The 13,144-nt window shown below is 37.4% G+C and carries 12 protein-coding genes; 1 reads left to right on the forward strand and 11 read right to left on the reverse strand.

Going from position 1 to position 13,144, the window contains the following annotated elements; all coding sequences use genetic code 11:
* Positions 1-150 precede the first annotated feature (150 nt).
* The 3 genes from QF042_RS03545 to nagA form a co-directional block, all read right to left on the reverse strand.
* The gene (locus QF042_RS03545; RefSeq protein WP_307525405.1) at positions 151-3,420 is read right to left on the reverse strand and encodes a carboxypeptidase regulatory-like domain-containing protein; all 3,270 of its coding nucleotides are present in this window, start codon (positions 3,418-3,420) and stop codon (positions 151-153) included.
* Between the two features lie 132 nt (positions 3,421-3,552).
* The gene (locus QF042_RS03550; RefSeq protein WP_307525407.1) at positions 3,553-4,515 is read right to left on the reverse strand and encodes an MBL fold metallo-hydrolase; all 963 of its coding nucleotides are present in this window, start codon (positions 4,513-4,515) and stop codon (positions 3,553-3,555) included.
* Between the two features lie 6 nt (positions 4,516-4,521).
* Positions 4,522-5,616 carry an N-acetylglucosamine-6-phosphate deacetylase gene (nagA, locus tag QF042_RS03555; protein WP_307525410.1) on the reverse strand — a complete coding sequence of 365 codons (1,095 nt, stop codon included), beginning with the start codon at positions 5,614-5,616 and terminating at the stop codon, positions 4,522-4,524.
* A gap of 72 nt (positions 5,617-5,688) precedes the next feature.
* Here nagA and QF042_RS03560 point away from each other — a divergent pair, with 72 nt between their 5' ends.
* A complete protein-coding gene (locus QF042_RS03560) occupies positions 5,689-6,909 on the forward strand; it encodes a metallophosphoesterase (RefSeq protein WP_307525412.1) in 1,221 nt (406 codons plus the stop codon).
* Between the two features lie 230 nt (positions 6,910-7,139).
* Here the strand turns inward: QF042_RS03560 and tsf are convergent, their stop codons facing one another.
* The 8 genes from tsf to pnuC form a co-directional block, all read right to left on the reverse strand.
* A complete protein-coding gene (gene tsf / locus QF042_RS03565) occupies positions 7,140-7,985 on the reverse strand; it encodes a translation elongation factor Ts (RefSeq protein WP_307525414.1) in 846 nt (281 codons plus the stop codon).
* A 111-nt stretch (positions 7,986-8,096) separates the two neighbouring features.
* On the reverse strand, positions 8,097-8,957 hold the full coding sequence (gene rpsB / locus QF042_RS03570; protein ID WP_116248885.1) for a 30S ribosomal protein S2: 861 nt from the start codon (positions 8,955-8,957) through the stop codon (positions 8,097-8,099).
* Positions 8,958-8,975: 18 nt separating this feature from the next.
* Positions 8,976-9,362: a 30S ribosomal protein S9 gene (gene rpsI / locus QF042_RS03575; protein WP_025145383.1), complete on the reverse strand. Its 387-nt coding sequence runs from the start codon at positions 9,360-9,362 to the stop codon at positions 8,976-8,978.
* A 3-nt stretch (positions 9,363-9,365) separates the two neighbouring features.
* Positions 9,366-9,809 carry a 50S ribosomal protein L13 gene (gene rplM / locus QF042_RS03580; protein WP_116248884.1) on the reverse strand — a complete coding sequence of 148 codons (444 nt, stop codon included), beginning with the start codon at positions 9,807-9,809 and terminating at the stop codon, positions 9,366-9,368.
* Positions 9,810-10,188: 379 nt separating this feature from the next.
* Positions 10,189-10,740, reverse strand: coding sequence for a hypothetical protein (locus QF042_RS03585; RefSeq protein ID WP_307525420.1), 552 nt, complete (start codon positions 10,738-10,740; stop codon positions 10,189-10,191).
* A gap of 92 nt (positions 10,741-10,832) precedes the next feature.
* On the reverse strand, positions 10,833-11,372 hold the full coding sequence (locus QF042_RS03590; RefSeq protein WP_307525422.1) for an ORF6N domain-containing protein: 540 nt from the start codon (positions 11,370-11,372) through the stop codon (positions 10,833-10,835).
* Between the two features lie 207 nt (positions 11,373-11,579).
* Positions 11,580-12,275: an AAA family ATPase gene (locus QF042_RS03595; RefSeq protein ID WP_307525424.1), complete on the reverse strand. Its 696-nt coding sequence runs from the start codon at positions 12,273-12,275 to the stop codon at positions 11,580-11,582.
* 97 nt (positions 12,276-12,372) lie between these two features.
* Positions 12,373-12,984 (reverse strand): nicotinamide riboside transporter PnuC, encoded by a 612-nt coding sequence (gene pnuC / locus QF042_RS03600; protein WP_307525426.1) that lies wholly within the window; start codon positions 12,982-12,984, stop codon positions 12,373-12,375.
* Between the last annotated feature and the right edge of the window lie 160 nt (positions 12,985-13,144).

Below are 13,144 nucleotides of genomic sequence, written 5' to 3' on the forward strand. Positions count from 1 at the left end.
TTTAATACCTGGCTATGCTTTTTAACAATTGATGTAATTATTTAAATAGAAATACGGATTTTAAGAAAAAGGAGCAATACGTTGAAATATTGCTCCTCTTATTATATTACTTTTATTGCACTACGGTTCGCCTTAGTGACCCGTTTCACCTTAGTTAAAGATGTAACGGACACCAAATTGTGCCTGCCAGCGCGAAATCTGATCGGTAATGTTTTTATAGGTGGTGGTATATGGAGTTAAATTAGCTTTATCCTGGTATGGAAAAGAGTATGTGGCTTTTCCTGAAACAGGATCCAAACCCTTATAAGCTAATAATACCGCCGTGTTATAGGTAGATAGTGGAATATTTGGCGTTTGGTAGAGGCCCCAATCACTATTTAACATATTGCCTAAGTTGATGATATCCAATGTAAACTGAAGTGTATTTCTTTTTCCTTTCGGACCAACAAAGAAATCCTGTGCAATGTGTAAGTCGGCTCTTTTGAAGTACGACATGATCGCGCCATTTCGTTTGGCAAATTCGCCTCTGTGTTTGCTCAGGTAACTGTCCTGGCTGATGTAAGCATTTAGTTGATTCCAAATCTGCGCAGGGGTGCGGGTATCGCCAACAAAATCGGGAACTAAGGTGATATCGCCCTGATTTTGTGGGATGTAAAGCAGATCGTTTGCACCACCGTCATTGTTGATATCGCCTGATGAAACATAACTGAATGCACCGTTATTGGCTGATTCAAAAATTAAACCGATTGTGGTTGCGGCATGTTTAAAATATTCTCTTTTATAACTTAATGAAGCAATAGCCCTATTTGGCTGAATAAAATTGGTATTGGCTAAAACATCTGAATTTGCATCACCAGCAATGGCCCTTTGCGACCAGATTGAGCTTGCCGTAGAACCACCATCATTAACCGATCGCGACTGGCTGTAGGTATAGGCCGCACTGGCATTAAATCCGTTTAAAAAAGATTTTTGTAGTTGACCCGTGATGAAATACGAATAACCTTTTTTGGTATTCTGCATATAAATAAACGGCGATATAGAAGGGTTTGCCGCAGTTGTACCTGTTTGTGTAGATTTTACAGTATAACGTTGTTGTCCTTCAATGCCTGGAAGGGTAATTAAACCTGTAGAATTATTAGGCAATGCTGCATTGGAGAAATTTACAGCATTGATATCCTTCGTGTAAGATGCTTCTATGGTGGCAATGATACCCATTGGTAATTTCTGGTCAACCGCAACATTGGTTCTCCAGATTTGAGGGTATTTGAAATCTTTTGATGTCGCATCTACTTCGTATGAAGTATTGGCATTAACCGTACCTGGTGCGGGGCGGTTTGCATTTACATTCGGATTAAAGATCAATCGTGGGTCTCCAACGGTTGAAACAGTGCTTGAACTAAACAATGTTCCGGTATTTGAGGCCTGGTTGGATATCCAAACATAAGGAACCTGACCAGTGAAAATTCCCGTTCCACCTCTTAGCTGCGTGGTTTTATCACCAAAAAGATCATAATTGAAACCTACACGTGGAGAGAATAATAATTTTTTGTTCGGAAATTTAGAAATATCTACCTGTAAACCGTTTTGAAAGGTTAGTGCCGCTAAATTGGGGTTCGGATCTAATTTGGTAGGAAAATAGGTATAATCTGCCCGTATACCATAGGTTAATTTGAAATTATCGCTAACCTGATATTTATCCTGTGCGTATAAGCTGAGGTTGTAGGACGACATTTTTGCGAACGGGAAAGCACCATCAGCCAATGCAGAATTGCGGTAAGAATAACTTACTGCAGGCGCATTGTTCATAAAATCATCGGCAGTTCTAAAATAATACAACCCATTGTAGTTAGGCGCAAAACCATTTAAAAATTTATTCAGCTGGTTACTGGTACCAATGGTGATTTCGTGTTTGCCGGCGTAGATGGAGAAATCATCAGAAAACTGGTAGATATCTGAGTTTAATAAGTTGTTTGCGGTAAAAACCTCATAACCAAAACTGGTTAAAATACCGCCGTTTCCATTACCGATATCAACCATTGGCAATTCTGCGCCATTAGAGGCCCGAAAGTCTCTCAAGGCTGAATACCCAAGTGTTAACTTGTTCGACATGCTGTTGCCAATCCTTGTGTTCAACTCAACTATACCGATGTTAAAGTTGTTGTTGATGGTATAGCTGGATCCAAAGTAGGGCATAGAGGTTGAAGAAGGTGAACGGCTGCCGTTTAAGCCTGCCGGGATACCCGAACCACTGGCCACAACCTGTCTGTTCGATTTTAAATAAAAATACTTTGCGCTTAAAGTATTATTGGCATTGATGTTCCAATCGATTTTGGCAGTTATTTTATCACTTTGCGTCTCGTATGGATAATTCTCGTATGGACCTGTAGCGTAATTATATTTGCTCATTAAATAGTTCGATAATTTATCTAAGGTTGCTGCATCTGCTGTGGAAACATTGGCTCCGGATAAACCTGGTCTTGAAGCTACGAAGGATGTAGCGGGTGTACTGATACGCTCTTGTTCGCCCGAAACAAAGAAGAATAATTTGTCTTTGATGATGGGGCCGCCAATATTTAAACCACGTTGGTTATATTTAAAGTCTACAATTGGTATTTTTGTAACTCCTGCAGAATAGCCTGTTAAATCGGTCCCTCTCGTATAGTAATAAGCCGAGCCTTTAAAGTTATTCGTTCCCGATTTTACAATCGTATTAATACCTGCTCCGGTAAACGATCCCTGGCGTACGTCATAAGGCGCGATATCTACCTGTATCTGTTCGATCGCATCCAATGAAATCGGTTGAGAGTTGGCCTGTCCGCCCAAGCTACCTGATAGTCCGAACGAATTGTTAAACAAAGCACCATCTACGGTTAAGTTGTTATAAGAACCGCTTCTTCCACCGAAACTTAAACCGCCAACTGTTGTAGAGTTTGCTGATGGGGTTAATTTGGTGAAATCGGATAATGAACGGCTAATCGTTGGCAAATTATCAATCTGCTGTCTTGTAATGGTTTCCCGCGCTCCGGTTCTGGATGAATTGATCACTTTATCCTGCGTCCCCTTTACCATAACATCAGCTAAGTTTTGCGATGTTTCGGTTAAGGAAGCATCAACCCTTAAATCTTCTCCAATGGTTGTACTCAGATTTTCTTTAACCAGTTCATTGTAGCCGATATAACTTATTTTAACAGTGTATGGCCCACCCACACGCACGTTAGGTAAATTGTACCTACCATCCGCCCTGGTAATTGTTGCGTATTTTGTGCCTGATGGAATATGTACCGCGGTAACTGTTGCACCTGGTATCACCCCTTTTTGATCTTTAACCGTACCGATAAATGATGCAGTTGTAACGCCTTGAGCAAAACCATAAACGGTTATTGCAAGCATAAATGAGAATAATAGTAGTAGTTTTTTCATTATTTTATGGTTTTTTTATTGGTGATGAAGCGATTATAATTATTATTGCCCATATGGCTCTAAAATTATGATGTTTCATTCACTTTTCCACAAAAATACAATGACTTAATACTGCTAATGTTCTATTTAAAGTTAATTAATTGTTAAGCGCTTGCCCTGTTGAGGAAATATTAGCTTTATACTATTCGAATTCCTTGAAATCAATTGTTTTTTTACTTTTTCGGCAGTTTTCTGTGGCGGTTTTGTATGGGTTACAATAAAAGATATTTTTTTAAAAGCTTTTTCATCTGTTAAACTTTCGAGTTTTGATAATTCACTATAAAAAAGCTTTGGGGTAAGGTGTCCGAATAATTGTTTATCAGGCTGTTCATTAGGGAAAGAAACCTCCATAAAAATTGCTTTTAGCTGTCCTGAATTAACAATTGGTGCTATAACACGCCATAACTTAGCAAGTTTATCTGATTTTTCAATTTCATCTGCTCCGGTATCGCCGAGATACAAAGCGTAACTTTCATTATGACTGATTAAAAATGCGGTGCTTTTGTAAGGGTTTCCATGGCTTAGTTCAAATGCCCTAACCTTCATTTCTGTTCCCTCAAGTGGATAGGTAATGCTTTCAAGTAGCGGTGAGTAGGTATATTTTTTTAATTGTGGTTTTTCCCCCTCATTTGCGAAATTAGCCCAGGCATCCCATGTAAAATATTTGTCCCTTAAGATATTCAGCACCGAGGGCAAGCCGTAAATGTTTTTTGCAGTGTCTGCTGGTGAGTTGATAATTAAGCCAGCTACATGATCTAAATGCGCATGTGAGATCAGATAACCCTTTATTTGTGTACGCTGAATTTCCTCACTTACTCCTTTTAATGATTTATGATCTATTGCCTTTTGAATACCTGCTTTTATGGTACCTGCATCAAGACAAATATATTTTTCACTGCCTTTTGGGGCAATCATATAAGAAGATAAATTGCTCTCATCATCGCCGCCTTTAATACCAAGTGGTATAACGGTAAAAGAAGTACTTATTTCTTGTGCCCAGGAATTACTGCCATAAACAAATAAGAATATTAGCGCTGAAAGGATTTTTTTGAACATGTTGAATTAATTAATCGTTTCTCCCCTAAATAGGACCTCTTTTAAATTTAAGCTTTCATCAATGACCAATAGATTTGCCTGATGTCCAATCTCAATGTTTGCTGTTAGGTTTTCGATCCCAATTAACTTAGCTGGATATAGTGTCCCCATCTTGATCGCATCATTTAAACTGATACCACAGTGTGTTACACAGTTTTTAACAGCTTCTAACATCGTGAGCGACGAACCAGAAAGTGTACCATCGGGCATCACATATTTATTCCCCTTTTTAACATGCTGATATGGGCCAGTAGAACAAGCGGTAACCGCATCAGTAATTAAGAATAAACGTTCTTTTAAAAGTTTCTGTGCAAATTTAAGCACTTCAAAATCTACATGCTGCCCATCGGCAATAATGCTGGCCATTGCCTTATCATGATTAAAAACAGCCGTTGGTATTCCAGGCTCACGATGGTGGATGGGGCTCATGGCGTTAAAAAGGTGTGTAGTGGTTTGTACACCCCTGTTATAAGCAGCTGTTGCCTCATTAAAGGTTGCGTTACTATGCCCTAATGAAACCACAACGTCATGGTCTAACAAGTATTGAATTACTTCATCATCTTGGATCTCTGGCGCTATTGTCATCATTTTAATTACGCCATCCCCAAAATCAATTAGTTTCTTAATTTCGTCTAACGAGGCCTTGCGTACAAATGCGGGTACATGGGCACCTAAACGTTTTGGATTCAAGAACGGACCTTCTAAGTGTAATCCCAAACAATTTTTTGCAGATGATCGATGTTCTTTAGCTGCTTTGATACATTCATCAAAAACTTCGGGAGAATTTGTTGCCATACAGGCTAAAAATCCTGTAGTCCCTTTTTTAAGCAGATCATCTTCCATTATGGTTAATGATTCGACAGTTGGATCGGCAGAGAATAACCTTCCCCCTGAACCATAAATCTGTAGATCAATAAATCCAGGAACAGTTAAGGATTGATTCGTTTCTTTATTTTCGGAATGGTTAATAAAAGAAATTGTACCGTCTTCAATTAAAATATCCTGATTTCTTTTTATAGCGTTATCCTGAAAGTAGGAGGTATTGGTAATTACTTTTGACATATCAAACGTTTGAGTAAATTTAATCTTACACGGTCAAAGTTAAATATTGTAACTATATATTTGATTAATAAGATGAATCCTGACCAAATGAATGAAAATCAGCCAAATAGAAGAAGTTTCTTAAAGGCCGGCCTAACTTTAAGCGCTGCTACCTTAGTAGCGCCATCTGCAGCCATTGCAAGCATACCCCTTAGTGAAGATGAATTTAAAATAGCAGTTGGCCCTTATTTACAAACCAACTTTAATAACTCAATGACCATTCTTTGGTTAACCAATAAAAATGCTGCAGGTTGGGTAGAATTTGGTGAACAGGCTGATCAGTTGAATCAAAAAGCTTATGGGAAAGCTGAATTGGGCTTAATGCAAGCCAATAGCAAGCTGAATGCAGTAACGTTAAAAAATTTAAAACCAGGAACAAAATATTATTATAAAATTGTTTCGAAAGAAATTAAAGATTTTCAGCCTTATAAATTAACCTATGGGGGAACGGTAAGCAGTTCAGTCGAAGAATTTGTGAATGCCGATCTTCGTAAAGAAGAAGTTTCGTTTTTAATGCTGAATGATACACATGATCGCCCGGAATCAATCCCTCAGTTGTTAGGGCTTGTTCCCGATAAGAAGCAGGATTTTATTTTCTTTAATGGAGACATATTCGATTATCAAACCGATGAGAAACAGATTATAGAACATATGCTTCAGCCCTGTGTAGATAATTTTGCAAAGCATACGCCTTTTATCTACGTAAGGGGTAATCACGAAACACGTGGTAAATTTGCACGCGAATTTCCACAATATTACATGCATGTTGGGCATGCCGCTTTTACCTTAGGGCCTGTGCGCTTTGTAATTTTAGACACCGGTGAAGATAAAGAAGATGCACATCCGGTGTATGCAGGGATTGTAGATTTTGACGATTATAGAGTTCAGCAGGCAGAATGGCTTAAAACAGAAATAAATTCAAAGGAGTTTAAAAAAGCGCCATTTAGAGTGGTATTGATGCATATTCCGCCACGCTTTTCTGGCGATGCACACGGACCAAAACATTGCACCGAACTTTTTGAACCTTTTTTGAATCAAGGTAAAGTAGATTTAGTTTTAAGTGGCCATACCCATAAATATATGGTACACCGACCCGATAAAGCGCTAAACCATTATCCTTTAATTATTGGTGGCGGCCCTAAAACAGGGACAAGAACAATCACCAAGATAAAAGCAGATAAAAATAAAGTGGTGGTGAGTATGCTCGATGATTCGGGTAAGGAAGTGGGCGCTTATACTGCACTTAGAAAGTAGGCAAGCCCAAGTGGTCGTCATTTCGAGCGGAGTGCAACGTAGTCGAGAAATCTATCTAGAGAGCGTTTTTGAATTAGATCTCTCCATTTCACTGCGTTTCAGTCGAGATGACGATGCCTTCTATTGAAATGCACAATGGTATTGGAATGGAGAGAGGAAGGGAATTGTAGGAATACCACGCATAAAAAAAGCCCCAATTTCTTGGAGCTTTTTAAACATATTTTTAATGCTTATGCACCTAATTGTACACGTTTGAAAGCCGTTACTGTTAAACCTTTAGAAGTGTTATCTAAAAATTTACGAACATCTAGTGAACTGTCTTTAACAAACTCTTGGTTTAATAAAGTACTGTCTTTGTAGAATTTATTCAATTTACCAGCAGCTATTTTCTCAACCATTTCTTCTGGTTTACCTTCAGCACGGATCACATCTTTAGCGATTTCAATTTCGCGTTGAATAGTAGCAGGATCAACACCTTCTTTATCAACAGCAACTGGGTTCATTGCAGCAATTTGCATTGCAACATCCTTACCAGCTTCCGTAATATCTACGCCATTAGTACCTTCAAATACCACTAAAACACCCATTTTACCATTAGAATGGATATAAGAAACAATTTTCTCACCAGAGATATTTGCGTAATCTTGAATAACGATTTTCTCTCCGATTTTACCTGTTAGTTCAGTTATGGTTTCGGCAACAGTACGTCCATCTTCCAAAGTAACCGCTGATAATTCTTCGGTAGAAGCAGGATTATTGGCAACTGCTGCAGCTAAAACAGCCTGAGCTAGATTACGGAAATCTTCAACTTTAGAAACTGGCTCAGTTTCGCAAGCTAAAGCAACTAATTTACCATTTGTGCCATCCGCTGAAACATTGATTGATACCAGACCTTCAGAAGTAGCATTACCAGAACGGGCGGCAGATACTTTTTGACCTTTTTTGCGCAATAAATCAACAGCTGCTTCGAAATCGCCATTAGCTTCAACTAAAGCTTTTTTGCAATCCATCATACCAGCGCCAGTTTGTTGGCGTAGTTTATTTACATCTGCGGCAGTAATTTGTACTGTAGACATTTTATTTCCTTTTTACCCCCAAATCCCGATTTAGCATCGGGATTTGCGAGTGATTAAATAATTTATGAATTTTGAATTTGTAACCTTATTACTTCCCTTTAGGGGATGGGGTTATTCTTCTGTTTTAGTTTCTTCTGATGAAGGCGCTTCAACTTCTGCTTCAGCAGTTACCTTTTTAGTAGTTGGTCTTTTTTCACCAGCTGCTCTAGGCTCTTTTGCTTCAGGAGCATCAGCTGCAACTTTCGCTGCTACTGCTTCTTTTTCAGCTTCATCATCTTTTTCGCGTTTACGCTCATCTAAGCCTTCTTCAATAGCTTTGATAATTACATCAGTAATTAAAGAGATTGATTTTGTAGCATCATCATTCGCTGGAATAGGGAAATCGATGTTAGAAGGATCAGAGTTAGTATCAACCATCGCAAAAGTAGGGATGTTTAATTTTAACGCTTCAGTAACTGCAATGTGTTCTTTCTTAACATCAATTAAGAATAAAGCTGCAGGTAAACGGTTTAAATCAGCAATACCACCTAAAAGTGATTCTAATTTAATACGCTCACGTTGAATCATTAAACGCTCTTTTTTAGATAAGATCGAATAAGTACCGTCTTTAGTCATTTTATCGATGTTAGACATCTTTTTGATTGACTTGCGAACAGTAGCAAAGTTGGTTAACATACCACCTAACCAACGCTCGGTTACGAAAGGCATGTTTACTTTTTTAGCTTGTTCAGCTACGATTCCTTTTGCTTGTTTCTTTGTAGAAACGAATAATACTTTACGTCCTGATTTTACGATTTGTTTAATCGCAGCCGCAGCTTCTTCAGTTTTAGTTAAAGTTTTATTTAAATCTATAATGTGAATTCCATTACGCTCCATGAAAATGTAAGGAGCCATTTTTGGATTCCATTTACGGGTAAGGTGACCAAAGTGTACACCTGCATCCAATAAGTCTTGATAAGTTGTTCTTGCCATTGTCTTTGCCTCCTGTGATTAACGTTTACTGAATTGGAATTTCTTACGGGCTTTAGCACGTCCTGGTTTTTTACGCTCAACCATACGGTTATCACGTGTCATTAAACCTTTAGCACGTAAAGCAGGTTTTTTCTCCGCATCTAGTTCAACAATCGCTTTAGCAATAGCCAAACGAACAGCTTCTGCTTGTCCTTTTACTCCACCGCCTTGTACGTTTACAGTGATATCATAACGGCCGGTAAGTTCAGAAACTTCTAAACTTTGGTTTACGATATATTGCAAAGGTAAAGTAGGGAAATATACTTTGTGATCTTTACCGTTAACGGTAATTGCGCCAGCACCATCTTTTAAGTAGATGCGTGCAACAGCTGTTTTTCTTCTTCCTGAAGTGTTAGTAACTGACATTTCTTAAAGTTTAATGGTTTTTGGAGATTGAGCCGAATGTGGATGAGTTTCACCAGCATACACAAAAAGATTGGTATACAATTTTTTGCCCAATTTAGTTTTCGGTAACATACCACGTACCGCTTTCTCGATTACACGTTGAGGGTGTTTCGCCATTAACTCCTTAGGAGAAATAAAACGTTGACCACCTGGATAACCAGTATAAGAAACATATTGCTTTTCGCTGAATTTGTTTCCTGTCAATTTAACCTTGTCTGCATTGATAACAATTACGTTATCTCCGCAATCTACGTGTGGGGTGTACTCAGGCTTGTTTTTACCACGGATGATCATAGCGATCTTCGATGACAAGCGCCCCAAAATCTCGCCTTGCGCATCAACAACAATCCACTGTTTGTTAACAGTTTTCGCATTGGCCGAGACAGTTTTGTAACTTAACGTATTCACTTGCTTGTATTTAATTTATTAAACAATTTATTATTCCCATTAAATTTGGGACTGCAAAGATAGATAGAATACTTTTATTATCAAATAGTTGGAGAGAAAATTTTTGATATAAAATTATCATCATTGCTAAGAGCGCAGCGATGTGGCAATCTAATTGGTGATTTTTTTGTAAAGCAAATACTGTAGTTCTTCGGTTGGTTCCAGTCGGGCTTTACGCTAAATCTTTTAAACGCTGCTGTCATGCTGAGGTACGAAGCATCTGTTTCGTCGGCTGCAGATTCTTCGTGCCTCAGAGTGAGATTATTAAAGAAGGTACTTCATATTAAATCTTCATGAACGTTTTACTATAACAGTAAACGAATACCTTCTGGTTTATTTTCTAATTGAAAGAATCATTGTAAGCCTTGATCAATTTCTGTATTGATTGAAAACTATATTCATTAATAGATTTAAAGGATTCAATTAAATCAGGTCTATCGCTAATTAGGTCAAATAAACTTCGTTGTCTTTCATTTCTTGATGAAGTGAAAATCCCATTAGTTTTTACTCTTAATAATGGGGAGTTACCTTTTGAAACATAATAGTCAACATGAGTAAACTGACCCGAAGACCTGTAATAACTAAAAAAATCTACCTTACCTTTTTCCCATATTTTTAAATAAACAGTATCTGTAGTATTGGGTAAAACTTTCTTTGTAAAGGTAGATTGGATCTTTTCTTTGTAGTATTCCCTTATCTCGCTATTATCAATTTTAACAAACGATTTTTCACCTATTGCTTTTATTTTTATGATTTCTTTCCCTAAAAGGGCCTGTTCGCGAATTTTTCCTTTTATGGTATCGCCATTTAACTTAACAATGTAATCGTCTTGAGCATATATTATTTTGCTGAATGCTAAAGTTAGGAAGATGATAATAAAGATTTTTTTCATTTTAATGAAGTTCAAGGCTTAGTATTTGTTTAGTTACGATGTTGTTACAGGGTTTATCTGATTAATATCTAATAGTATTTTCTTAAAAAAAATCACAAATCATCAGGCATATAACCAATCCTTTTTCTTGGTCCAATTTTCTTATCAATAAGTCTATCCAAGTAGGTAAAAACCAATTCGATGTTTTTATCGTGATTATTCAGCGTCTTTTTAATCTCTTCGATTTCAAGTTTGAGTTCGCCATTATCCACAATGAATTGACGGATACGTGAGAAAATCCTTACAATTTGGATATTTACCTGAATGGCTTGCTTACTGTTTAATACACTCGAAAGCATTAATATGCCATGCTCGGTAAAAACATTTGGTAAATAGGTTCTTCCTCCTCTTCCCTTTTTTGAGGTCACAAATTGTGACCTCAAAGATTCCCATCCCTCACTAGTTAGTTGGAACATGAAATCATTTGGGAAACGTTCTATGTTTCTGCGGATGCTTTGATTTAAAACTTTAGTTTCTACACCATAAAGCTCAGCTAAATCACTATCTAGCATGACTTTTAGGCCTCTTAACTCGTAAATTTTATTAACTACAATATTATCAGGGATGATAGGAAGCATTTGTTTCGCCGTCATATCATTTTGGATTTAAGTTGAAGATAAAAAAATAGATTCTTTAAACCAAAATCGAATCAATAATTTTCTTAATCTTTTCTTCCCGCGCTTTATAATTTCCGCTGATCTGAATATAGGCAATTCCACGTTTTTCTAGTTCACCTTTAAAAAGGCTGAACATTTCTAAACGTTTGTCTCCAAAATCGCGGAGGTGATCGGCTACCCATTCTACATCAATATCAATAGCAAATATAGATCATAACAGATTTCGTTTTCCAGGTCATTCAGGATCTGTGGAACTTCATTCAGGTAATATTGCGAATAAATCTTTGTAGTAATCAGATCGGTATCACAAAAAACAACCTTATTGGCGCTAATGGTTTTTTCTTTTACCCTTTCGGTTTGTGCTGTCCCGATTTCGATGATGTCATCAATTGTGATATCGTTCGAGCTGATTAATTCGCGCGCAACTTCAGGAGCAAAGGTAGTTTGATAGTGCAAAGCCATTTTTTCGGCCATAGTCGATTTTCCTGTGCTTTCTGGTCCATAGAAACATATTTTCTTTACAAAATATGGGCGCACTTCTTTCGGGATAAATTCCCAGTATTGGAATGGCTTAGTTCTGATTAAGGTAGCAGAAACGGGGATAAATTTTCTTGGTTCATCAAACAAAATATGTTCAGCATCTAAATTGAAAGCAAAAGGCTCCCCATAAAATTCTGAACTAAAAAGAATGTCGATCTTAGAGTAAACCTCCCGCATTTTAATCGCCCAAATATTTGTACGCTCGTTTAAAGGAAGGCTTTCGTCATCAAAATCGTCAGTAATAATGGCGGGTTTGATATTCGGCTGGTTCTTAAATATTTCCTTGATCCATTTGAAACGCACAGCCGGATCAATCTCATCGGCAGGAGTAAAACTCATCGAAACAATCAATTCATCGCAATGTGAAGCAGCGAAATTAATAATGCAATATGCCCGTTATGAATGGGCATAAATTTGCCAATCACTAAACCCCTTTTCATGCCGTTTTAGGGTAGCTTCTGTATTCTTTTATCCAATGCCACAATGCAAAAGCAGCAATAATGGTGAAGATGAAATATTCTACCCCCATAAACTTGATGCCTTTTAAAAAGTACAGGTAAGTGGCTACAATATCGATAATCAGCCAGATAATCCAACATTCTACTCTTTTCTGGATCATCAGGAAAGTGGTAATCACACTCATTACAAAAATAAATGAATCAATAAAAGGATAAGCGCTAGGTAAATTAAATAATAGTGGCAGCCAGTTGTGTAACTGACTGGCCAAAGTACCCATTAATAATGTGCCAATGATGCCAATGGCCAGTAAGACTAGAAATTGCTTTAACGGCATAAAACTGATTTTAAGCTCCTTGTTTTTATCTTCTTCTCCAGGTTTTGGATTAGTCCATCGCCACCAGCCCATAATGTTGGTTATAAAAAAGAAAACCATCAAAAACATATCGGGATAAAGTTGGCTTTGATAATATAAAAATGCCGATAAGAATACATTGACAATGCCTGCAGGCCAGCTCCAAACACTGGCTTTTGCTGAAAGTATAACGGAAATAATCCCTGTAATTACAGCAAAGAATTCTAAATAGCTCATTTTATAGCCAAGAACCGTGAAAAATATAGTGTGGGCATCGAAAAAATCCATTTTTTCTTTTTGAGGAATCTAAAAAATACTAATGTAAATAATTTATTTGCGGCTATTGGTTTTCTATTGGAAAACAATCCAAAAATATAGCTGTTATAACAATATCTAA

Source organism: Pedobacter sp. W3I1, from assembly GCF_030816015.1.
GTDB lineage: Bacteria > Bacteroidota > Bacteroidia > Sphingobacteriales > Sphingobacteriaceae > Pedobacter.